This is a genomic window from Mesorhizobium sp. M0136 (assembly GCF_040322515.1).
Lineage (GTDB): Bacteria > Pseudomonadota > Alphaproteobacteria > Rhizobiales > Rhizobiaceae > Mesorhizobium.
This window is the reverse complement of record NZ_JAMYTP010000005.1, coordinates 223,097-246,626: the sequence shown is the minus strand read 5'-3', so window position 1 is coordinate 246,626 and position 23,530 is coordinate 223,097. Positions and strand designations below refer to the sequence as shown.

19 protein-coding genes are annotated in these 23,530 nt (G+C 58.5%); 4 read left to right on the top strand and 15 right to left on the bottom strand.

What is annotated here, in order from left to right:
* The first annotated feature begins 519 nt into the window (after positions 1-519).
* Positions 520-2,106, top strand: coding sequence for an adenylate/guanylate cyclase domain-containing protein (locus NKJ35_RS08305; RefSeq protein ID WP_352646188.1), 1,587 nt, complete (start codon positions 520-522; stop codon positions 2,104-2,106).
* 528 nt (positions 2,107-2,634) lie between these two features.
* Here the strand turns inward: NKJ35_RS08305 and NKJ35_RS08300 are convergent.
* The 9 genes from NKJ35_RS08300 to NKJ35_RS08260 form a co-directional block, all read right to left on the bottom strand.
* On the bottom strand, positions 2,635-2,880 hold the full coding sequence (locus tag NKJ35_RS08300; protein ID WP_352646186.1) for a type II toxin-antitoxin system VapB family antitoxin: 246 nt from the start codon (positions 2,878-2,880) through the stop codon (positions 2,635-2,637).
* A 224-nt stretch (positions 2,881-3,104) separates the two neighbouring features.
* A complete protein-coding gene (cysQ, locus tag NKJ35_RS08295) occupies positions 3,105-3,890 on the bottom strand; it encodes a 3'(2'),5'-bisphosphate nucleotidase CysQ (protein ID WP_352646312.1) in 786 nt (261 codons plus the stop codon).
* 10 nt (positions 3,891-3,900) lie between these two features.
* Positions 3,901-5,838, bottom strand: coding sequence for a sulfate adenylyltransferase subunit CysN (gene cysN / locus NKJ35_RS08290; protein ID WP_352646184.1), 1,938 nt, complete (start codon positions 5,836-5,838; stop codon positions 3,901-3,903).
* Positions 5,839-5,840: 2 nt separating this feature from the next.
* Complete coding sequence (gene cysD, locus NKJ35_RS08285; RefSeq protein WP_352478514.1) at positions 5,841-6,746, bottom strand: sulfate adenylyltransferase subunit CysD; 906 nt, start codon at positions 6,744-6,746, stop codon at positions 5,841-5,843.
* 305 nt (positions 6,747-7,051) lie between these two features.
* Positions 7,052-8,368: an O-antigen ligase family protein gene (locus tag NKJ35_RS08280; RefSeq protein ID WP_352646182.1), complete on the bottom strand. Its 1,317-nt coding sequence runs from the start codon at positions 8,366-8,368 to the stop codon at positions 7,052-7,054.
* Complete coding sequence (locus NKJ35_RS08275; protein WP_352646181.1) at positions 8,365-9,618, bottom strand: tetratricopeptide repeat protein; 1,254 nt, start codon at positions 9,616-9,618, stop codon at positions 8,365-8,367. Before NKJ35_RS08275 ends, NKJ35_RS08280 begins: the two co-directional genes overlap by 4 nt.
* Positions 9,506-11,881 carry a GumC family protein gene (locus NKJ35_RS08270; protein WP_352646179.1) on the bottom strand — a complete coding sequence of 792 codons (2,376 nt, stop codon included), beginning with the start codon at positions 11,879-11,881 and terminating at the stop codon, positions 9,506-9,508. Before NKJ35_RS08270 ends, NKJ35_RS08275 begins: the two co-directional genes overlap by 113 nt.
* Positions 11,882-11,928: 47 nt before the next feature.
* Complete coding sequence (locus NKJ35_RS08265; protein ID WP_352646176.1) at positions 11,929-12,717, bottom strand: polysaccharide biosynthesis/export family protein; 789 nt, start codon at positions 12,715-12,717, stop codon at positions 11,929-11,931.
* Complete coding sequence (locus NKJ35_RS08260) at positions 12,717-13,526, bottom strand: tyrosine-protein phosphatase (protein ID WP_352646174.1); 810 nt, start codon at positions 13,524-13,526, stop codon at positions 12,717-12,719. Before NKJ35_RS08260 ends, NKJ35_RS08265 begins: the two co-directional genes overlap by 1 nt.
* Positions 13,527-13,634: 108 nt before the next feature.
* On the opposite strand from NKJ35_RS08260, the gene NKJ35_RS08255 reads away from it, so the two are divergent.
* Positions 13,635-13,757: a hypothetical protein gene (locus NKJ35_RS08255; protein WP_352646172.1), complete on the top strand. Its 123-nt coding sequence runs from the start codon at positions 13,635-13,637 to the stop codon at positions 13,755-13,757.
* Positions 13,758-14,076: 319 nt separating this feature from the next.
* Here the strand turns inward: NKJ35_RS08255 and NKJ35_RS08250 are convergent, their stop codons facing one another.
* The 5 genes from NKJ35_RS08250 to NKJ35_RS08230 all read right to left on the bottom strand — a co-directional run bounded on the left by NKJ35_RS08250 (position 14,077) and on the right by NKJ35_RS08230 (position 18,316).
* Positions 14,077-14,553, bottom strand: coding sequence for a hypothetical protein (locus NKJ35_RS08250; protein WP_352646170.1), 477 nt, complete (start codon positions 14,551-14,553; stop codon positions 14,077-14,079).
* Between the two features lie 326 nt (positions 14,554-14,879).
* Positions 14,880-15,302: a hypothetical protein gene (locus NKJ35_RS08245; RefSeq protein ID WP_352646168.1), complete on the bottom strand. Its 423-nt coding sequence runs from the start codon at positions 15,300-15,302 to the stop codon at positions 14,880-14,882.
* 23 nt (positions 15,303-15,325) lie between these two features.
* On the bottom strand, positions 15,326-16,501 hold the full coding sequence (locus tag NKJ35_RS08240) for a glycosyltransferase family 4 protein (protein ID WP_352646166.1): 1,176 nt from the start codon (positions 16,499-16,501) through the stop codon (positions 15,326-15,328).
* Complete coding sequence (locus NKJ35_RS08235) at positions 16,498-17,472, bottom strand: NAD-dependent epimerase/dehydratase family protein (protein ID WP_352646164.1); 975 nt, start codon at positions 17,470-17,472, stop codon at positions 16,498-16,500. The genes NKJ35_RS08240 and NKJ35_RS08235 overlap by 4 nt, the downstream gene beginning before the upstream one ends.
* Before the next feature lie 4 nt (positions 17,473-17,476).
* Positions 17,477-18,316, bottom strand: a complete 840-nt coding sequence (locus NKJ35_RS08230) for a class I SAM-dependent methyltransferase (protein WP_352646161.1) — start codon at positions 18,314-18,316, stop codon at positions 17,477-17,479.
* A 543-nt stretch (positions 18,317-18,859) separates the two neighbouring features.
* Between NKJ35_RS08230 and NKJ35_RS08225 the strand changes: the two genes are divergently transcribed.
* Positions 18,860-20,722, top strand: a complete 1,863-nt coding sequence (locus NKJ35_RS08225; RefSeq protein WP_352646159.1) for a right-handed parallel beta-helix repeat-containing protein — start codon at positions 18,860-18,862, stop codon at positions 20,720-20,722.
* 179 nt (positions 20,723-20,901) lie between these two features.
* On the opposite strand, the gene NKJ35_RS08220 is transcribed toward NKJ35_RS08225, so the two are convergent.
* Positions 20,902-22,278 (bottom strand): hypothetical protein, encoded by a 1,377-nt coding sequence (locus NKJ35_RS08220; RefSeq protein WP_352646157.1) that lies wholly within the window; start codon positions 22,276-22,278, stop codon positions 20,902-20,904.
* Here NKJ35_RS08220 and NKJ35_RS08215 point away from each other — a divergent pair.
* Entirely contained in the window at positions 22,253-23,419 is a 1,167-nt protein-coding gene (locus tag NKJ35_RS08215; protein ID WP_352646310.1) for an acyltransferase family protein, read from the top strand. The two genes, NKJ35_RS08220 and NKJ35_RS08215, sit on opposite strands and share 26 nt — an antisense overlap.
* Positions 23,420-23,530 lie beyond the last annotated feature (111 nt).

Here is a 23,530-nt window from a genome sequence, read left to right as displayed (position 1 = left end):
TCATCATGGTGACTAAGCGGCCGTGGCAGCCCTTGCCACTGGCAAATGAAATGCGGATTGGCGAAATCCTCGCCGTCGCTCTGGTTGCGCTGCAGGCGAGCGGCTGACCGTCCAGCGTGCGCGTCATGCTGCCGGCAGCGCGCAGTACCGCGTCACCCCGCCGCGGTGTCCCATTCCATAATGCGACCGAAGCGCGGACACGTTTCGCGGGACGCTTTCTTTTCCGACGTGCTCTCCGACCGAAGTCTCGACCTTGCTAGAGGTGAATTTTTGATCCCTGAGCGGTTATCTCGGAGCGCATTCCGGCCACAACCGACGTTGCGACATCCCTTCACTGATTCACTGTCCGTCTGCGCCAGAATGCGAAATCTGCTGTGAGGGTCGGGGCTCAGCAGCAACCGCTCAAGGTCGGTCCGAGGTTGCAGGGCTGACGTGTTTTCACCAAGCCAAGACTGACTCTGGTACCGTGCCGGGAATGAGCTATAGTTCAGATGCTAATGACGGCCGGGCGCTTGCACAATGGCTGGACTGGGCGAACAAATTGCGCGTCAGCAGCGCACCATGGGACCGCTCCTGGTGGCGGCAGTGGTCGTCGGCCTTATCGGTCTGCCCGTCGCAGCCTGGCTCGACCTCCGAGACCTGTCGGAACGGATGCTGCGCAGGCAAGCCAGCGAAATCAGCCGGATCATCGACGAAATGCGCGGATTCTACGGCAGCGACGTCGTGGGACGCGTGCTGCAGGCAGACGGCGCCGTGACTGCGACGCACAACTACCGGGACGTGCCGGGTGCGATCCCTATTCCAGCAACCCTCTCGATTGAACTCGGCAAGCGCATCAGCGCTCACGACGGGTCCGTCAAATATCGGTTCGTCTCCGATCTGCCCTTCAAAGGTCGCGCCCCCCACCAGCTCGATGTATTCGAGCGGAATGCAATCTTGGCTTTGCGCGCCAACCCGAAGGAGCCGATCATCGAAGTCTCGGGTTCACTGTTTGACCGGCAGGTCCGCGCCGCGGCCCCTGTTGTAATGGGACAAGTCTGCGTGACCTGCCATAACTCACACCCGGACAGCCCCAAGACGGATTGGAAGGTAGGGGATGTCCGAGGGATCCAGGAGATATCAGTCAATCAGCCTATCGCTGCGAACATCCTCACTTTCAAGTATCTGCTCGTATATTTCGGTTTCGCGGCGGCGGCGGGCCTGACGTTCATTCTCCTGCAGCGTCGGCAGTCCGCGTTGATTCAGGGCATCAACAAGGAGCTTTCGGAGGCAAACGACTTCCTGGCCGCGATTTCATTGAAGATCGCCAAATACCTTTCGCCTCAAATCTATAAAAGCATCTTCAGCGGCCAGAAGGACGTCACCATCGCGACCGAGCGCAAGAAGCTCACGATCTTTTTCTCCGACGTAAAGGATTTCACCGCGATCGTGGAACGGCTCCAGCCCGAGGACCTGACGCTTCTCCTCAATGAGTACTTCACCGAGATGTCGGCGATCGCCCTCAAACACGGCGGCACTGTCGACAAGTTCATCGGCGACGCGCTTCTTGTGTTCTTCGGCGACCCCGAGACGCGAGGCGTCGAGGAAGACGCGAGAGCCTGCTTGCGCATGGCTGTCGACATGCAGCGTCGGGTGGAGCAGTTGAACAGGGTGTGGCATGACCGCGGAGTTGAACGGCCCTTCCGAGCTCGCATGGGCATCAACACGGGCTATTGCAATGTTGGGAACTTCGGTTCCGACGATCGGATGGACTACACGATCATTGGGGCGGAAGCGAACTTGGCGGCCCGGCTGCAGTCGATTGCCGAGCCCGGCGGCATCTGCCTCAGCTATGAGACTTACGCGCTCGTGCGCGACCTTGTCCGGGCGCGTCCGTTGGCACCGATTGCGATGAAGGGGATCAGCCGGGAGGTTGTCCCCTACGAAGTCGAGGGCCTCCTGGGTGAACTCGCCCAGCGCCCTCAGGTCATCAGCGAGCACACGACTGGCCTCGACTTGTTCCTCGATGTTGAGGCAATCGACGAGAATGCGGTCGAGCGGGCGAAGAAACGACTTTCGGAGGCGCTCCTGGCCTTATCCATCCGAAGCAAGCCCGCCGCATTTTAGGGTCTTGAACCGTGATGCAATCTGGACCGTGGAACGGGCAACCTGGCATTGTTTCGTGACAGTCGGCTAAACCGTCGTACTAATGGGGAGCGCGACAAGCCGGTGAGCGACGCTTGCGCCCTGCGTCGCGAGACTGTGGCACTCACGCAGCCTCGATGTCGATCTGCGGAAAGTCGGCGCCTTTGAACATTAATGACTGGTCCAAAATGCCGGGCAGAAGCATAGGCGAAGCAGTCACCAAAATTCAGCCGCGCCGGTGCCGGCCCTTGCCGAAGCGATCGAAAGCATCAATCGCGAGGCGAGCCGTGTCAGTGGCAACGCGACCATGTCAATCTCCATCAATGAGAGATAGCTTTCGACGGCCTCAGCCGCCTCGCTGATTGCCAAGTCCAAGACTCTCGCGACCGCGATTGCAGCCTCCCATACCGCAAGTGGCGACGTCAGCCGCTTTCTGGTCTGCTGCATGCGTGCAAGGAGTCCGCGCTCCTCTTGGTCATCAGCGCCGTCAGGACGAGGCGTCGATGAACATCAGTCATTCTCGTACAGGCTGTCGCGAAACGCCTTGTCGGCGGGCCTGCCGTGATCAGGCTTGCCCCGGGCTCGCAGATCACGGCAGAACCTGAGGCCGATCTCCACCAGGGACGGTCTAGCCTGTTCGCGCTCAAGCTCATGCTTCAGCGCGGCGTGGACGGCGCCTGTCAGACCAGTCCTCTTAAGCGCGGCGACCTGGCGGGCCAGCGCGTCGGTCTTGGGATTCTTGATGTGGAACGCCATCACTCGCTCGTATAGCCGTTCAAGTGTATCGGTATAGAGCAATTTGGAGACACCGTGTGAAGGCCCCGCAGCATCGACCAGACACGAAGCGAATCGGCCACGCCAGGCTGGATAGGGATCGTCCCATTGTGCTTACAGATCTCGAGCAATATCTGAGGTGGCTTCCATAACTCACTTGTAACACTCGCACTTTCGTTCGGGTCTGGAAACTGCGCAGTCATCGTCTAGGCAGGCCCAGCAGCCTTGCCGCTGGCGATAAAATGCGGGTTGGCGAAATCCTCGTCGTCGCTCTGGTTGCGCTTGCCGTAGGCGAGCGGCGCACCATCCAGCGTGCGCGTCATGCCGCCGGCAGCGCGTAGCACCGCGTCACCCGCGGCAGTGTCCCATTCCATGGTGCGGCCGAAGCGCGGATAGACGTCCGCCTCGGCCCCGGCGAGGAGGCAGAATTTCAGCGATGAGCCGACCGAGACGATCTCGGCCGCGCCAAGCGCGCGGATATAGGCGTCGGTTTCCGGCGTGTTGTGGGACCGGCTGGCAACGACGGTCAGCGGCACCATACCGGCCCTCGCCGAAATCGGCTGGCGATCGACGATCTCATAGTCATTGATCTCGATCGCTTCCGCTTTGCCCGGCCGCCCGGAAAAGAAGCGGCCGGTGCAAGGCGCGAAGACGACGCCGATCTCCGGCACGCCATGGCGAACCAGCGCGATGTTGACAGTGAAATCGGTCCGCCGGTTGACGAACTCCTTGGTGCCGTCGAGCGGATCTATCAGGAAAAAGGCGTCGCCGAGATCCGGCGCCAAAATGCCGGCAGAGGCTTCCTCCTCGGCCACGCATGGAATCTCCGGAAATGCGGCGCGCAGCCCGGCAAGAATAATCTTCTCGCTCTCGCGGTCAGCCTCCGTCACCGGCGAACTGTCCAACTTGCTGTCGACCGCACAGCCGGCACGAAAAACGCGCATCACCTCGCGTCCCGCCGCCAAGGCAAGGCGCTCGAAGACGGCGAGCATTGCTTCGTCGTCAGATACCGCCGCCGCTGTCATATTGGTCTTCGGCAATGTCCCGCTCGTTCAGCCAGTGTTCCAGGGCGTCCACCATCTCCTCGGCCGATTTGCCGAGTGTCTTGAGATGAATTTCGGGTCTTTCCGGCACCTCATACGGTGAATCGACGCCGGTGAAATTCTTGATTTCGCCGTTCAATGCCCGCGCATAGAGGCCCTTCGGATCGCGCCTGGCACATTCCTCGAAGGGTGTGTCGACGAACACCTCGATGAATTCGCCATCGGCCATCAATTCGCGCGCCATCCGTCGCTCGGCGCTGAACGGCGAAATGAACGACACGATGACGATCAGCCCGGCGTCGGCCATCAGGCGCGCGACTTCGGCGACGCGGCGAATGTTCTCGACACGATCGGCGTCGGTGAAGCCGAGATCGCGGTTGAGGCCGTGACGGACGTTGTCGCCATCGAGAATATAGGTATGGCGCCCGGTGGCGAAGAGCTTCTTTTCAAACAGATTGGCGATGGTCGATTTGCCCGAACCCGAAAGCCCGGTGAACCAGAACACGGCCGGCCGCTGGTTCTTCATATCGGCACGGGCGCGCTTGCCGACATCGAGGGACTGCCAGTGGATGTTTTCGGCGCGACGCAGCGAATGCAGGATCATGCCGGCACCGACCGTGGCATTGGTAATGCGGTCGATCAGAATGAAGGCGCCGGTGGTGCGGTTTTCGGCAAACGGATCGAAGGCGATCGGCGACCGCGTCGAGATGTTGCAGATGCCCACTTCGTTCATTTCAAGCGACTTGGCCGCCTCATGGGCGAAGTCGTTGACGTTGACGCGGTATTTCAGGTCGGTGACGGTGGCGCTGGTCTGGTCGGTCTCGGTGCGCAGGAGATAGGAGCGGCCGGGCAGCAGAGCATGTTCATCGAACCAGACGATATTGGCGGCGAACTGGTCGGCGACCTGTGGCCGCGCTGCCGGCGATACCAGCATATTGCCGCGCGAGACCTCGACCTCGTCGTCGAGGACAAGGGTGATGGCCTGGCCGGCGATAGCCTGCTCAAGGTCGCCGCCGTGCGAAACGATGCGCCTGACACGCGAGGATTTGCCGGATTTGGCGACGACCACCTCGTCGCCCGGCGCAACCGAGCCGGAGGCGATGGTGCCGGCGAAACCGCGAAAATCGAGATTGGGACGGTTCACATATTGGACGGGAAAGCGGAACGGCAGTTCGACCGCGGCCTCGTCAACCGAGACGGTTTCGAGATGTTCGATCAGCGTCGGGCCGGAATACCAGTCTGTCCTATCGGAACGGCCAGTAACGTTGTCACCGTAGCGGGCCGATATCGGAATGGGCACGATCGTCTGGAAGCCGAGCTCACGAGAGAACTGCCCGTAATCCGCGACGATCTGCTTAAAAACCGCCTCATCGAAGCCGACAAGATCGATTTTGTTGACGGCGAGCACGATATGGCGGATGCCCAGCAACGACGCAATGATCGAATGTCGGCGGGTCTGACGCAGTACGCCCTGGCGGGCATCGATCAGCACGATGGCGAGATCCGCCGTCGATGCACCCGTCGCCATGTTACGCGTGTATTGTTCGTGGCCGGGCGTGTCGGCGACGATGAACTTGCGCTTTGGCGTGGCGAAGAAGCGATAGGCGACGTCGATAGTGATGCCTTGCTCGCGCTCGGCCTCGAGGCCGTCGACCAGCAGCGCGAAGTCGACGTCGTCGCCGGTGGTGCCGTGCTTGCGCGAATCGCGCTCGAGCGTGGCCAGCTGGTCCTCGAAAATCTGCTTGGTGTCGGAAAGCAGGCGCCCGATCAGCGTCGACTTGCCGTCATCGACAGAGCCGCAGGTCAGGAAGCGCAGCAGCGACTTTCGTTCCTGTGCCGCCAGATAGTCGCGGACGCCATCAGTTGGGGCGAGGCTCTTGGCCATGATGTGGCGCATGCTCAGAAATACCCCTCGCGCTTCTTCTTTTCCATCGAGCCGGCTTCGTCGCGGTCGATCAGGCGACCTTGCCGCTCGGACGTGCGCGCCGTGAGCATTTCGCCGACTATCGCCTCCAGAGTGTCGGCGTCCGAGTCGATCGCGCCGGTCAGCGGATAGCAGCCGAGCGTGCGGAACCGCACCATCCGGTTCTCCACCGTCTCGCCGGGCCGCAGCTGCATGCGCTCATCATCCCTCAGGATAAGCATGCCATCGCGCTCGACGACCGGCCGCTCCTTGGCCAGATACAGCGGCACAATCGGGATGTCTTCCTGGAGAATGTACTGCCAGATGTCGAGCTCGGTCCAGTTCGACAACGGGAACACCCGGATCGATTCACCGGCAGCGATGCGGGTGTTGAAAATTTTCCACATCTCCGGCCGCTGGTTCTTCGGATCCCAGACATGCTGGGCGTTGCGGAAAGAGAAGATACGCTCCTTGGCGCGCGACTTCTCCTCGTCGCGTCGGGCGCCGCCGAAAGCAGCATCAAACCCGTATTTGTCGAGCGCCTGCCGCAGCGCCACCGTCTTCATCACATGCGTATGGGTGTTGGAGCCGTGGTCGAACGGATTGATGTTGTCGCGCACGCCGTCTTCATTGACATGAACCAGCAGGTCGAAGCCGAGCTTTTGCTGCATCTGGTCGCGAAAGGCGATCATTTCGCGGAATTTCCAGGTCGTGTCGACATGGAGAAAGGGAAAGGGCGGCTTGGCTGGATAGAATGCCTTCATCGCCAGGTGCATGAGCACGGACGAATCCTTGCCGACGGAATAGAGCATGACCGGCTTGGCAAAGGCCGCAGCCACCTCGCGAAAAATATGGATGGATTCGGCCTCAAGCCGCTGAAGGTGCGTAAGTGCGATGTTCATGGACTGTGAGCGTTCTTTCGTACCGATCCACGGAAGGGCCAGACTGCACTTCCGGACAATCTATTCGTGCGGGCGTTCTAGCAGATCGTTCCTGTCCAGAACAATGCAAGACAAGCCGGCGGCGGATGGTTCGAGAATGATTTTTCCATACAGCCGATAAATTCGGGAAAGTTCTGCTCAGCGAGCGATTGCACTTGGTAGGGGCAGGAAAATGTTGCCTGAGCCTCGGAACCCGAGAGCCAGGACCGGCTCCCCTCACAGCGGTCCGCCACGTTCTGGCGACACCAGCCGTGGCAACGATGTCGTTAAGACGAAGTGCCGATGGGGACAAGCAACTTGTCACCGTTGTGATCGATCTCCATCATCTCGCTCTTGCGGCTCAAGCGTTCCGCAAATCCTTTGTGGAAGATGATGGCGTTCATATAGGCAAAGGTCATCGCCAGCGCACCGGTTCGCAACGGATAGTCAACCAGCGAGTGAATGAGAAGAAAAGATACCGAGAGGAATGCCGCTTTCTGCAGTGGGTCACGGCGAACCCTAGCCAATGCAGCGAAAAGCAGTACGAAATAACCTGCCATCAGCAGGATAGCCAGAACTCCACCTTCGAAGGCTATTTCAAGATATTCATTATGGGCATGATTGACGTATTGCCTGAAAATCATGCCCTCCCTTTCGTATATCTGATAGGCCTTTTGAAAATTCCCAAATCCGACGCCCGTCGCCCAATTGTCCTTGATCCCCTCTATCGTCGTTCGGGCGAATTCACCGCGCCCGAACGCCGGATCGATTGCCTCCACGTCGATCTTCGTCCACGCGCCTATCGTGTAGATCGAAAGCCCGATAAAAATCAGAAGAACGCTGAACCCGCTCACCTTCGAGCGAGCTGAGAGAAAGACCACGGACAATACGGTGATCGCCAACCCGATCAGAACACCGGCACGCGAACCAGCTGCCAAAAGCAGCAGCAAAAGTGTGACCAGTCCAAGCGACCCGGACAAAAGTCGCCCACGGAAGAGACCATGATAAACGACGAAGGGAATCGAGACAAAGAGCAAGGCCGCAAAATGATTCCGGTTCGCAAAAAGCCCGGCATTGATCGTAAAAGGCAACAGCCCGACAATAGCGACGTCGTCGGAGAGCGAATATTGAATCGCTCCCGCCAAACCATTGCAGATAACACCCATGAAGAAAAACGGAAGGAGCGCGCTGACCTGCTCGGCACGCAAACGCAATACGGCCAAAAAAAACGCTGCGGCGGCCAGCAGATAAAGCAGGCATTCGACCGTGCGGCCAACCCCAACGCTGATGAAGCGAAAACGGCTTTCTCCAACCCAGGGATGTCCGAGCAGCAGTTCCGGCCGCAACCCATTGAATATGGCTGCCGGCAATGGGACGATTTGCAAAACCGCCAGCGCCACGGTGAAGACCGGCAGCAACAGAACAGGCCGGGGGATTCTCTGGTCGGCGGTTTGCGAAAAGACGGCCGCCGCCGAAACTATCGCCGCGACCTCGATCAGAGTGTCTGTGTAAAGGCCGCTCGCAGTACCACCACCGATCAGCAGCGATACAAACAAGACCGTGCCGAGGAGATATTTATCCCATTCCGACGGCCGGTCGTTCAAGATGGAAGTCTCTCAACGCTCAATTTGTGCATTATCAAGGTGCCGACATATCGAAATCGCCAGCTCTCGGCAATGGCGGCGGTCTCCAGCCTCAACACTTGCATTCGACATGTGTCCGGACCAACCGAAAAATCTTGGCTCATGGTCTGGCGATTGAATGTGCCTTCGGGAATATTGAAGCGCGCGATTTCACTGCCGGGACATCTAATTGACCAGAATAATTCCTTCGGAAGCTTGAGATTTCTCGCTGATGCAACCAGGGAAATCCTATAGGATCCAGGAGGCAGCTCGATATACTGTTGCAGAGCGGAATTCTTCACCGGCGTGTTCAAGAACCGGACTGTCGCCCCGCCCTCACCCTCCACCGCATCCTGGGATGTCGCAAACGTCACCTCCAGGCCGGACTGATCATGGACCTGCCAATCAAACGGCCTGCCGCTGGGGATCGGTTCGAATGTGCTGTTGAAGACGTAGCCGGCTAACTTACGCTCCTGGTCAGACAAGGTGAAAAGAAACAGCCGATACGCTTGTTCAAATTCCCTTTGCCGGATGTAACCGTTGATCACAATGGCTAACTCACCCAATTTCGGTCGCGCGTTCGATCCAGTCAAATCGAGCAGCAGTCGGTTTGCGTAGTCGAGTCCCTTGGGATTATTGGCCAGTGCAACGAAGAGGCTGGGTCTCCAGGGCGTCTCCGCCGTAATAGCCGTCAGCATGGCCTGATATCCGTCGGGATTCGAAAGGATCGCCGGCAGGCCATCGGCGATCGCCGGAAATTGGTCTGGCCATCGTCGCAGCAATATGTCGATTTCGCCGACGGCCTTCGACAAATCGCTCATCTCCGTCGAATGGCCAATAGACCTCTGGAGCGCATGGATTTCCGTTTTGGATAACTTACGAGCCTGGTCGAACAACTCATAGGCTTCGTCTTTCTCGCCTTGTCGATATTTGATCTCGCCGATCAGGCTGTAGAGACGTGCGTCGGCCAAGTTGAAACGAAGCGCATCCTTGGCCTCAGCAAGCAAGGCTTCGAGATCCGGAGTGCTATTCGCATCGCTCAGATCATCGGTAATCTCGCTTATCAGCGCATCGACGTTCAGCGGATCCAGCGCTAGAGAAACGACTGGTGTTTCCGTTTCAAGTAGCCGACTTAGCCCGATCGACGAAGCCGCTAACACTAGAACGGATGCGACGAACCAAACGCTTGAACGCCGGAGATTTTGCATAAGCGGGCTGGTCTGCTCCATCATCCACTTTGCCCTCAATCTTCGCTGTATCCGCCCCATAGTCGTAATACTGGTAGTTCATGTACTTGTAGGCGTAGTTGTAGTCGAACTTGTTTACCGCGAATTTTGACATCGCGGCTCCAACAACGTTGGCACCAGCGGCTCGCATACGCTTCAACGCTGCCTTCGCAGACTTGCGTGTCACCTGATTGGTGGAGATGACCATCAATGTACCCTCGGCAAGCCGGCTGAGGATGGGCGCGTCCGAGAGGCCGACGATCGGCGGCGCGTCGATGATTACAACATCGAAGCGCTTCCCGAGATTGGTGATGATCAGAGCCATCTTCGGTGACGAGAGCAGATCCGCGGGATTTGGCGGAATCGTCCCAGAAGTCAAAACGGTGACGTTTGGATACTTTGTCGCCCTGAAAATGCTCGCCAGATCCTCTTTGCGGACAGTGTTGGTCAGCAAATTGCTCAGGCCGATTGTGTTGTCGAGACCGAACAGGCGATGAAGATTCGGTTTCCGAAGGTCCCCATCGACAATGAGAACCCTTGCACCGAGTGCTGCAAAGTCCTGCCCGAGCTTGAACGATGTCGTCGACTTGCCCTCCGCGGGCTCCGAACTTGTCACCAGCAATGAACGCGGTGCTCCTTCGGCGCCGGAGAACTGCAATGACGTTCGAAGCGAGCGGTAAGCCTCTGAGAGCCCGGATTTCTGATCGGTGATGCTGGCTATGAGTTCGCGGTCGTCGACGAGCGGCAATATGCCGAGCATCGGCAGCCCGAGTTCCTTTTCGATCTGCTCGGGATTGGTGAAGGTGTTGTTCAACAGCTCCATGATGTAAATTATCGTCGCGGTCAGGACAAGGAAAAGAAACAGCGCAATAGCAAGATTGATGCTGAGACGTGGAGAGTATGGGCGATCTGGGAGCGCAGCAAAATCAACGATGGCTGCACTCTGCGTCTTCAATTCCGAGCTGACGCCGACTTCGTTGAGCTTGGAAATAAGACTGTCGTATTGCGACCGGTTTGAATCAACCTCACGCTTCAAGATCGTGTACTTGATGTTCTTATCGTTGAACACGACCTGTTGCTTTTCCATTTCAGCAAGCTTGCTCTTGAGGTCAGCTTCCTTGTTCTGCGCCTCCTGATATTTCAAGCGTAGCGAATCCGTAATGGCCAGAACGCCATTGTTGTAGAGCCGCTGCAACTCTTTGATCTGTGCCTGAAGTTGCTGCATTTCAGGAAAGCCGGGCTTCAAAATACCCAGCTTCTGTTGGTACTGGCTCGTCAAGTCCGCAAGCTTGTCGCTCAGCTTCTGCAGGCCTTCGCTTTCCAAGACCGGCCCGAGGCTTGAGCCGCGGCCTTTATCGATCTGGTCCACCGCCCGTCCTGCATCGAGACGGTCCTGGATTGCTTTCGCAAGTGCCTCGTTCAGAGCCTCGATATTCGAGCCTATCAAGGACTTGTCGTCGCCGGTTACCGTGATGCCGGCATCCTTGGCGTAGGCTACCAGTTCCTCTTCCGATTTCTGGAGCTTCTGCTTCACCTGCAAGACTTGCTCCTGGATGAACTGGCGCGCCAGGTCGGACGTTTCACTGGTCTGGTCGAGGCGCTGATCTATAAAGCTTTGCGCGACCTGATTGGCGACATCGCTTGCGTATTTCGGGTTCTGATCGGCGAAAGTGATCGACAGCAGACTCGTGTTGGTGACCAGATTGACCGTGAGTTCATTCAGAATGCGCTTTATCGCGATCTCTTCACGTTCTTCGGGCGTCTTCTGTTCGATGGAAGGTGACTTGGAGATTCCGAAGGCGCGATAGAAGATATTGGAGAGCGAGAAGTTCGGCGTAGGGAAAAGGAAGTCCGGTTTTTCGCTCAGGCCCAGTTGAAACACAACACGCTGCGCCAATGCGCGGCTTTTGAGTTTTTCACGTGCGGTCAGGAAAGCCCGCACGTCGGCATTTTCAGAAACGACCTCGATGTCCTGGAAGACCTTGGCGGAGGGGACCAGCACTTCCAATTGCGTCGTTGCCTGGTATTTTGGCGTCTGCATCATCGTAACAATGAGGCCCGCGACCAGCCCGGCTGCCACCATCATGACGAACAGCCACCTATACTGGACGACATAGAAGAGCAGCTTGAGCGGATTGAAACCCTGTTCCTGCTCCGAATAGTCCCGGCCATAAGGGCTGTAGTTTTGCCCACCGTCATAATAGAGGTCGGCGGACAAAGCCTGGCCATGTCCTGGACCTGCAATTTGCTGCCTGTTGCGATCGAGCATGGCGCGAGGTGTTCCTAGATTTCGACGATATTCTGCTCGGCTGCGACCTATAACCCCGGGACCACGGCAATTCGGGCTGCACTTGAGGCTATGCCGAGCGCGTCCTTGAGATTGTTCACCGCTATCTTCGAGCTTGATGCGAAGACGACGACCTTGTCGCCACCGTAGATGCGCGGGTTACGGGCCTTGCCGGCACGAATGGCTTCCACATTGTAATTGGCGACCAGCGTATTCGTGCCGATGTTACGGTAGATGAAGACCTTCTTTGCGTCTCCTATCGGACTGAAATTTCCTGCCAGAGCGATTGCGTCCAGAAGCGAAGAATTGCTCGACACCGGATATATGCCGGCCTTGTTGACCTCTCCGTCAACGGTTATGCGTTGCCCAATCGATTCCTTTACGAAAACCGTCACGTCGGGCGACTGCAGATAATTGGAACCGTAGGCAGTTTCGATTTCCTGCTCTAGTTGGCGGACGGTTTTTCCTGCCGCGGTGACAGTCCCGATAAGCGGAAGCGAAATTTGTCCGCCGGCGTCAACTTGAACGGTTCTGTTTAGATTATCGACCTGGAACACATTCACCTCGAGCACATCGTTCGGAGACAAAGGCTGCTCGCTGCCGTTCTGGGTGTTTTGTGGCGCAGGCAGGTCTTTTACCACCTGCAGAGCGCCACCGCTCCCAAGTGGCGTCGACGATGACGTCAATTGCAGCGCATCGACCGAACTCGACGAAGACGGTGTCGTCGACGAGGTACTTGTGCAGGCCGACATTGCTAAAGAAGCGAGCACGACGAATTTAGTGCCCACATGGCTTCTTGCGAAACGAAAAATGCCCATCACGCTGTCCCGCCCTTGAACAAGCGACCAAATCCTCCAAAACGGCCACTGTTGGCGGCGTTTGGCTTTTTCGGACGCGCTTTTCCAACCGGCTCGATGGGCCGGTTCGCCAATATTTCGCCTGGACGTTTCAACACCATGTTGCGGGCCTCGTCTTCCCCGCACCGCTTGGCAGCAGCAGCAACCGCCTGCGAAAGCCCAGGACGCCGGCGCGTAGCGCTATGAGTATCCGATGCGATAATATCCACCCTGCCTTCGTCAATCAGCTTTTCCGAATAGTAAAGCGCCGTGCGTCCAAAAGCACCAACAATCGAGTCTGCGGTAAGCTGGATGAGGCAGCCGACTGCATTCAACCTCTCGATAACGTCGTAATTCGTTTTGATCCAGGTCAAACGCTCTGGATGAGTGAGAATCGGGACAAAGCCGGCATTTATCAGGCGTAGGGCAAGATCCTCCATTCGTGGAGGTAGAATATGATGCGGCGGCTCGAACAGAAAATAGCGGGACCTGTTTAAGGTCGGCACGCTGCCCGCCGCCAATTGGTCCGGAAGATCCGGCGCTATGTGAACGTCTGCACCTATGTAGAGAGCAAGTGGTATGGCGGCGTCGCGCAGCGCCTGGTGTAACTCTTGAACCGCCCGAACAATGTTCGATGTTCCGTTTTCATATACGCCGGGCGTCACGTGCGGTGTGCAGGCCATGTGGGTCGTTCCGTCGGCCACCGCCAATCGAGCCATTTCCACCGATTCGGCAAGATTGGGTGAGCCGTCGTCGAGGCCAGGCAAGATATGGGAATGCAGATCGATCATGGGCGTTTGTGACTACAACGAAGCAACATGGCGGCGTCATCGCAAAAAACCGCTAATGCGTCACCCGCAGGGCTGCGAGCGACGCGCTTGTCAAGCTCATGCAATAGGATGAATGCCAGGTCCCAGCTACTGGCTGACAGAGTCGTCATCATGCAGGCCGATGATCACCGCCGCACCACCGACATCAGCGCCGCCCAACAGAACTGGAGCAAGGCCAAGCCTTACGCCTGAGGTATCCAGCGCTCCGCTCATGCCGCCTACAACTGGATCTACTTTGATCGTCGCCACAATGTCGAGCCTGCAGTTCACGCCGACACGCCGCAAAACCGAAGACCTCGGCCCGGTCGCGTACAAATGCCCGGATGGACAGGCGCTCCGGTCCTCATCCCGTCATATCCGCCGGCCTCAGACATCCGCACGTCGCCTTAGGCCTAAGCCTCTCCGATCATTACACCAACGTTTAGCCCAAGGCACCCCTGTCAGCAACAACAGGCACGCAGCAGAAGCACTCTGCGCCTCCGCCGCCATTATCCCGCTATCTACAGCCAGCTCAGTTGCTGACGCCGTGACCTTCGTCCGCCGTTGCAGCCAGAACACCAGCCCCAAGAGCCATACCGCCAAAAATGAAGAGCGGCGTGTTGTTGTTTGTGTTAGCATTACCCGTCTGAGCGGTCTTCTCAGAACCGAGCACATTGAGGCAAATCTTGTTCTCGACGCGCGAGATATCGAGCGTCGAATTCGCCGGGACGCTCAGATTACAGCCACCGACCTGAACCGAAGCCGAGCCCTTGGCGCCAACCACGATACGGCTGCCGAAATCAAGCGCGCCGCCCGCTTGCGCCGGGCCATAGCCAGCCACCTGCGAGATCATTACGTCGCCATTGACGTGGCCGAGCGATCCAATCGGATTTACGCCGTTATAGGCGGTTGCACAGGTGCACGACCCATCCTGCGCGAAAGACGACACCGGGGCGAAGCCGGCCAACACAACAACTCCGGCCAACGCACTTTTCAAAACTAGGTTCATCCGCATCAATCCTTCTGTCCCACGTTACCTGAGGCCCACCCAACCGCTAAGGTACTCAAAAGCGCGTAACAGCTTTCTGCGCCAATTCCAACCCATTTCGCAAATGCGAGATAATTTTTGGTTTCGGTGTGGTTGATTGAACACACCATTAGAATATCGAAATGTATCATCTTTACTGTCGGCCACAATAGAGCGCGTTTGCCAGCGAGCCGATCCGGCGTTCCTTGGGGCGCTGGCGTCAGCTTCGTTTCGACGGCTACGCCAGGGGTCCGCAGGAGCTACGAGCCCGGCGCGTAAGACTTGTAGGTCGAGCCCGCCTGCGCGGGCTACCCGCACAGAATGCCTGCCTCGACGAGCTTTGCAGCCCGATCCGTGCCGTCGGAGATGAGGCACTGCACTACGGCGGCGTCACGGAATTTCGGCGCGACATTGCGGTCGCACGGTGTCCCCAAGCCTACGGATTTGCATGTCAAGGCAAGTCCTTGATAGTCCCGGCGCAGGGCTCGGTGACCATTGCGCGCATTGAGGGGGCTTGGTAATGCGACGCCGCGCAGCACGATCTTGCGATCACCGACCCGCAGATCGTCGATTGATTGGACGGCGAGCTTGCCGTTGAACGATGTGAGCACTGCAACCGGCTTCGGCGCCGGCGCGCGAATATTCGTTCCCTTGTTGATGACGATGAAAAGAAAGCCGCCCGCAAACGCCAGCGCTATGAACGCAAATACGGCCATCTTCCCGATCGACAATTCCCCACTGCCGATTCAGTTAGTCAACGCGCGGCGGTTTTGGTCTTTTCAAACAAGGCAAGCAGTGCTGCCGCATAATCCCGTCGGCGGACCTGTTGCCGGCCTTTCAGCACGGTGACACTGTCGCGGACAACAGTCGGGCGTTGCCCGATTTCAAGGAGATGCTGCGCCAGGATTTCTGCGTTATCCGGCGGGAAGAAGAGCGCGTCCGGAGCCTGTTCGCGATGCAGCCGGATGTCGGACAGCAACATGGGCGCGCCCAGCGACTTCGCCTCTTCAACGGCGGTCGACCATCCCTCGAAATGGGAGGGGTTTATCAGACATTCCGTTGCACCTATCAGGGCGACGACGTCGTCATAGGGGATCAATCCGAGGTGTCGAAAATGGCTCTCAACCCGATACGTTTGCGCAAGGCCCATCAGACGCTTGAACAAGGTCGGGTCGCGTGGGTCGGTCGTACGCCCCGTGAGGATTATCGGTGGCAACGAACCCAACGCCCCAAGCCGGTCTATGTGCCTCAACGCGTCGACCACAAGCCTGTGATTCTTGTGCATCCAAAACTGGTTGGGCAGGAAAAAGAAGCGCTCGGGCAGATCGTGCGCCCGGCGTGCGGCTTCGGTGCGCGCCATGACGGCGCCTGGATCGAGATCGATGGCGAAGCGCACCACGGCGGTCTTGCCGCGCGAAGCCGGGTAGAATGTTTCGCAATCGGCGAGCGCGTCCTCGCTCGAGAGCATTATCGTGCGATTGCCGGACGTCTGCAGACGGAAGCCGAGATCTCTGCGCCACCAGGCCCGACGCGGAAAGAGATGCGGCAGGCGACGGTGCTGAAAGTCAGGTATCCAGGAAATGACGGGCAGCGGAAATCGGTTGCCGAACCATTGAGCGACTTCAAATACGAGATCGACGGCGTGTGCGACCACAAGATCGGCAAAAGCCCGGTCACTTCCGCCAGCAAGTGCGATCAGCCCTAGCTTGCCGAGCCCAGCGCCAGTGACCCGGTCGTCGACGATAGCCGGCGCGGCCAACATGTGATCAAAGGATGCGCCGACGCTCGCGTGCTGCTCGGGCGTCAAAAACAGCTTCGCCTGAACCTTACCGCCCAACTCGGAGGCGATGACGCTCAACATGTTGCGCAGATAGGACTCGCCGCCTGACCAGGATCCGCGGCCAATGAGCGTGAAGCCGACGGTAATCAAGGCGCGGCGCGTCGCAGACGGTCGACCGGTTCGGCGAGAATTTCAGCACGATACCAATCGACGTAGCCAGCAATGCCCCTGCTGAGCGGCACCTGCAACTGGAGCCCGTCCGGGACGCCGGAGGGATCGGAGATCAGATTGACAGGGTCGCCGGGCCGGGACTCTCCAGAAAACGAGAGGCGATGGTTCCCTCGCCAGGCCTTCAGGACCATGCTGGAAATCGTTCTGACGGATGCAGCGGCGCCGGCACCGCCATTATAGACGGCGAAGCTTGCTGCATTGGCGGGCAAGACGCGATGGATCAATCGCACGACATCCGAGACATGGTGCCAATCCCGCATTTCCGCTCCGGTGCCACCAAGCACAATGTCGGTTTCGCCGGCCGCGAGCCTGCCGCAGAGGTCCCAGAGAAGCTGCTTGCGCAGCCCCTCGCCGTAGACAGAGAAAAGCCGGGCTACCGAGACCGGCTGCCCGTATGCCGCGCAATATGACCGGCCGAGCTCCTCCACCATGCGTTTGTGGTAGCCGTAGGGGGAGTACGGATCGAGCGTGGCGTCGACCCTGATCGAGCCGATATGCCCGCCGCCATAGACCGCAGCGGAAGATGCAAGAACGACAGGTGCATCGGGTGCGTGACGGCGCAAGAAATCGAGGACACAAGCCGTGGAGCCGACGCTTTGTTCAAAGTCTTTCAGCGGCTCGGCGATCGACTGGCCAACCGTTGCACCGCCCGCAAGATGATATACGGCCGCCGGGCGACCATATGCGGACAGAGCAGCGCCCATCGTTTGCTTGGTCACGCCGCCGGCGAAAAAAGCTCCGCCAGTTGCCATGGCGAAGCCAGGCGCTTCGCTTCGGCCGAAGCCGAGGACAAGCTGGCCTTGCTGGGCAAGAAATCGCGACAGATGCAGGCCGATGAAGCCGCCGGCGCCAGTCACCCAGACAGGCTTAGACTCTTTTGATTGCGTCAAGAAGTCAGTCCTTCCCGTGTTTGTGGCAAAGGAAAGAGACCAGGCGCCCAGGCCGACGATCAAGTGATGCCGCGACACTGGCGACTGCACCAAAAGGCACAGGCGTAAGTGCCAAGCGAACAAGCGAGGAAAACCGACCAAAGACTTTGGCGAGCCTCTCGCGAATTTCGGATGCTGTCATCGGGTCATAATTCACAACTGATTGGAAAGAGTTCATTTCACGATCAATCGTCAGCCCCGCCCCTTCGAGCGCAGCGCGGTAGTCTGCTAGCGTGAAGGCATTCTCCCCGCCGTAGAGATGATGCAACGGATGAGCGCGCAGAAACGGCTCCAGCTGTTCCGGTCCGGAAATCACATGGTCGCGCAACGACAGGAACGTCGCGCCATCGCGGGAGAGCCGCGCAACTTCGCTGCAGAAAGCCGGCAGGTCATGGGCATGATGAAGCACCTGCCGTGCGACGACCAAATCATAGCCTGCGGCGGACAACGGGATCGCCTCACCGAAGGCTTCGATCACATCGATGTGCGTGCCGGTCTTTTCGGCAAGCGCCCGGATTGCAGCGGCACCTACCAGTGCACTTGGATCGGGCTCGACGGCGGTTACCGACCAGCCTTCGCGCGCCAGGGCATAGGAGAGGATACCGTTGCCAGCGCCGAGGTCGAGGGCACGGCCTGCCTTGCGCGGGATCATGCTGCGGACCTCGTCGAACTCCGCGCTTTCGTGATAGCGCTGCGCGGCCACGACCGGATCGTCGAAATAGGCAGCGCGGGCGAGCTCTTTCATCGAAGGCTCGCTCATGCACCAGCGGACAGCGTCTTCCCAAGTCATGGCCGCTTCAGCCATCGAGAGAAACCATATGCTGGATCATCTCCCTGATTTTCCGGCGACATCTGCGTGAGGTGGCGCGTTCTTGATCACAATGATCTCGCTCTCCCGCCAGATCAGATTGCCCACGACGGCCACCGCCAAGGCATAGCTCGACGAGTGAGATAGCGCTTCGGTCATAAGCCCGCATGCTTCGCCCTTTCACCGTTCCAGGATAGTTTTCAGCGTCGGTGAGAAGCACGGCTCAAGCCTCTGTCACTTTTGCAGCAACGCGTCGATCACGCTTTGGTCAGGAGGTTGTTCTGAGCGTTCAGCTACGCTACCGTTTCCGGACTCGTCAAGTTCAGATCACGAGAATTCGAACCGAGTGATTTCGACCACAAAACTCGCTGGCGAAACCGGATACCGAGCGGTGGCGACAATTCGCAAGCCTTCAGCTCGCCGCAATCTCGGGACCTTCCGGGAAAGGTTCGCCGGCAGGAAGCGCGGGCCCAGCCGTTCCGTCGGATGGACCGGTCGACTCAACCGTCGCCATGAGAGCCCCTCAATTGATAACCATAGATGACGAATGAAAGCGCGATTGAAGAGAGGCATTGGCGTCGCATGATTCCCAATGAAAAGTTCTCCCTGTCCCGCCGCCGTCTCGTGACAGGAACCTTGGCGCTTGGTGCCGCGACTGTCTTTGCTGCCGGGTCGACCGCCTCGCCCGTCGGTAATACCGGGTACCCCCGGGCCAGAAACACGACAGCGACCGGCGGCCTTGTCGTCTTCGGCGACGATGGTACGGACGTCGCCGCTTGCGTTCGCGCCATGGCCCGGATTGAATCCATGGGAGGTGGCACCCTAATGTTCCGCCGCAGGGCCTATAACTGGTCCTCGACGGACCTGAAAGCGCTGGGCCATCCGGGGATCGCGATACCGGCCAACTGCACCATCGACGGCAACGGATCGATCATCAACATTACCGGATCGGAACATACCTTCTACGTTTTTAGCGCTGTCGACGTCTCCAACGTCTCCGTCGCCGATCTGACCGTCATCGGCAATAGCATGTCGAACGGCTACAACAACGGCGCCTTCATGAAGTTCGCCCTTAGCCCGGCCGCAACGGCCAGCATCGATACGTTCACGATGGACACTGTCGAACTTCAGAATTTTAAGGCGCCGTGGTGGGTCTTCGTCTGCAATGAAAATCCTTCCAGTCTCGAGGTGCGGCATATACGCATCAACGGCGTGCGGGGCATTTCGCGGCCGGGCAACTCGCTCGACCCGGCGAACCGTGGCGCCAACTCAGCCGTCGTCAACATCAGCAGCGTGGCGTCCGAAGCCGCCGATGCAGCCCGGGCGATCGTTCGTGACGCCATCGTCACCGGCTTCTACGCCGAAGCGACGCACATCAAGCAAGGCATCATCTTCGACAACAATGTCCACGACAGCGAGATCCGCAGCGCCGTCGTCCACAATGCCGGACTGATGGGAGGCCATGACGACACCGGCTGCTACGCGCTGCAGATCTATGGCGCCAACAACCGCAACATACACGTCACGGATCCCGTTCTGATATCGCCGCGTGACAATGGCATCTACGCGGCCAACGGCTCCGGCCTGGTCATCCAGAACGCGGCGGTGCGCGGACAGACCAGCACCGCCGACTGGACATTGCCCAAGGCCGGGATCTCAATAAACAGCGTCCGAAACGTCGTGATTTCAGGCGGAACGTTCAACAACAACGTGACGGACCTCTATCTCGGAATCCGCGGCAGTGGGGCCAATGTCCGTGTCGAGGGCGTGCAATGCGCCGGGGCGTCCAAGGCTGGTATCTTGTTGCAAGGCGCTAGCGCTGAGGTCGGCGGAGTGACTATCACCGGGGCGCGGGTCGCCGCTGATGCGACGGCGCATGCACTCCTTTCCCCAAACGACACCATTCACTACGTCAACGACGTGCATATCGCCGATTGTAACTTCGCCACCAAATCCCTCACCGCTGTGGCTGTGTCCGCCTCACCCACGCCGGCTCGAAACTGGAGTTTCAGCAACGTGATCTGCACGTCGCGTGGGACACCGTTCCAGGCCACTCAATTTGGCGGGCGGATGACGATCCAGCGTATGCGGCTGGTGCTGTTGGATGGCGGTACGGAGGGGTACAGTGCTTTCCGGTGCTTCGGCGCCGGCGCTATGATCGTGGACGGCTTGACCATCGCCGACCAAAAAGTCGGCAGCACGATGGACACGCGGGGTTTTATTGGATCGTTGACGAACATCCACGCTGAGGATTCCCACACCCACCCCGTCGCAGCCTCGGTGGGGACCGTCCGGCCGACATTCCGGGGCTTTCCAGGCGCCCGCATTCAGAATCTAGCGCCGGGTGCGGGAGGGCACCGAGAATGGCAGTGGCAGCACGGAGGATGGGTAGAGACGGGGTGAGCGAACAGGTTCCCCTACGACCTATAGCAATCCGTCAGCAAGCCTCCTTGTCCTTCTGCCATGTGAGGCCGTACGAGTAGAACGATGGGGTTGCTCGTGCGCCGGCCAGCCGACCAGGGAACGCCAGCCAGGTCACCAGAAAAACAATCCTCGCCAAGGGGATAAGAGCCTGGCCTTCATCAGGAAAGTCGGGACGGCATGGCGTGATCCCGATAGGCCACCCCCTGCTTGCGTGACGCGTGAGGCTGCGGCACGCCATAGGCTATCATCATAACCATAATCAGACCGCCGCCGGTAATGAGACTGGTGAAAAGGGACGAGTTCCCCAAGGACATAATAAACGGGATGGAGACGGTCGCCGCAAACGGCAGGCGGTCTGGCGTCACGACCTTGTTCGCAAAGCTGAGAAGGACGCCCAGGACGGCGCCCATCATGACCACACCCGCCATACCATAAGCTGCTACTCCGTCCGTGGCCCAGAAATTGGCGTTGGCATTGAATCCAGTTCCTCCAACAAGACTGGAGCCAACGACATATCCGAGCGGCGCCTTGTAGGGATAGTCAACGATCATGTTGATGATGTTGACATGCGACCAGTACGTCAGCGGACTGCGGGAAAACACATCCGCATACACGCCCGTCATCGCACCTTGAATGCCGAGAGTCCGCATATAGATCAAGGCGACGGCATCCAAGGCCGCCCCCACGGGCTTGTAATCTGTAGCGACAAGAATCGCAAATGCGGACGACGTCAGCGCGGCAAAGCCGAATGCAAGACGAGATGTTGAAATCTCACCTTTTCTGAGCACGAAAAAGTAAAAGCCGAACGTCACGAGCAGGATCACCAGCATCATCTTTCCGGCGAAGGCCATGAAGACTACGATCTGTCCTGCAAGCCCGATCGCTATCGCCCATCGCCGCGTTCGGTCGAACAGCCCGATCGCCAGCAGATAGGGGTTCATCGCATTCGACAACCACCCCGTCAGATAGAGTGCTAGTGTACTAGCCTGCGCGGAGCCAAACTTGGCGCGCTGGTCGTAGATTTCGTCCATGCCGGAGAATGACATCATTCCCCTGTAAGTCGCGATATAGAAAGCTATGGCAGCCAGATAGAACGCGAGGAAGAAAAAGAAAAAAGTGGTTACCGAAACCTGACGAATGAGAGAATACGACTTGAAGTGGAGTACTTTCGGGATATAGAGCACCAGGAAAAATGACGCAGCCACTGAAACAATCAACCATGAGGCGTCAAATGACGTATATCCTTGCCTTGCAACTACGAGAATCGATGGGATAAAAATCGTCAGATACAGCATCCAGCAAAAAAAATCAGAATATCTCTTAATTGAAATCGGAAGAATGAAGGAAAATGCAGCTATTATGCAATAAGCAAGAACGGCATCATTTGCGCTGTAGACATAGCTAAATCCGAGATAAAAGAAACTGACAGATGCCCAATCGATATAGACATCCACAAACATGATGACGTAGACAGCCACCCAGAGCGGGACGAACATCCGCGCGTAGCTAATATTCTCCGATCTCAGGTATTCCAATTGCCCCGTCCTTATCGAGCTGATATGCGGCGTAGGTCCCGTATCGTCCAAGCCTTACCGCCGCCAAAAAGGTGCGTCCATAGCTAATTCGCCCTCCCGCCCCTCCTTCCTGGCGCTCGACCTGCTGCGCGGGGCATCGGCGCTGGTCGTCATGATGGCACATCTGCGGGGCTATTCGCTGCCCGCCTACGGCGCGCTGCCGGCCTCCGACCAGGGTCTGATCACTGCTTTGTTTTACGCCGTCACTCGTCCGGGACATCCGGCGGTGATGGTGTTTTTCGTGCTGAGCGGATTTCTCGTCGGCGGGCAAGTCATCCGCCATGTGCGGGACGGACGCTTCGATCTCCAGCGCTATGCCGTCGATCGGGCGACCCGGATATTCCTTCCGCTAATACCAGCCCTGTTGCTGACGGCCCTTGTCGCAATCAGCGTTGGCTCCGCCTTTCCGATCCAGGACGTTGTCGCGCATATCGCCGGCCTCAACGGCATCGTCGTCCCCACCGTACGGGCTAACGCACCGCTGTGGAGCCTTGCCTACGAGATCTGGTTCTATGTGCTGATGGGCTGTGCCGGATACGCGTTTTCGCGACGCTCTCTGCCCGCCTGGTCGTTCTTCGGGCTGGGCGCCGCCGCCTTGGTCTTCAGCGTCCTCGAAGCTCAATACTTGCTGTTTTGGCTGCTTGGAGCGCTCGTGGCCGCCTACCCGCCGCGATCATTGTGGGTCGCATATACCGGGGTAGTAGCCTTCATAGGCGGGATTTTTGTTTCGCAAATGATGTCGGATGGCGGGCCTTGGGCCGGATACGCAACAGGCCCGGCCGATGCGATCATGTGCGCCGGGCTCGCCGCACTCCTTCCGGCCCTCTGTCACGAGCGGGCGAATCGCATCCTCGAGCCCGCGGCGTGGCCGATCCGAAGCTTGAGCGCGATGTCCTACTCGCTCTACATCTTTCACTATCCGGTGCTCGTCTACCTGACCGCCAACTACATGCCCGCGGCACCAGGGTTGGGTGATGGAGCCATCACATCACTGGTCGTCAAGGGTGCCGTCTGCTTCGCAGTGTGTTTGGTTTTCTATCTGCTCTTCGAGCGAAGGACGGTCGCTTTCCGCAACCGGATCAACGGAACGGTTTCGGCCTAGCGTCAAAGCCTGTATCGGAGCTTGTCGACGCCCGAGAGAAACAGATTTCGCACCATTGCCGCCCACTCCGCCGACGGCCAAGATCGCAATGGATATGTGTGGGGCGCGCTG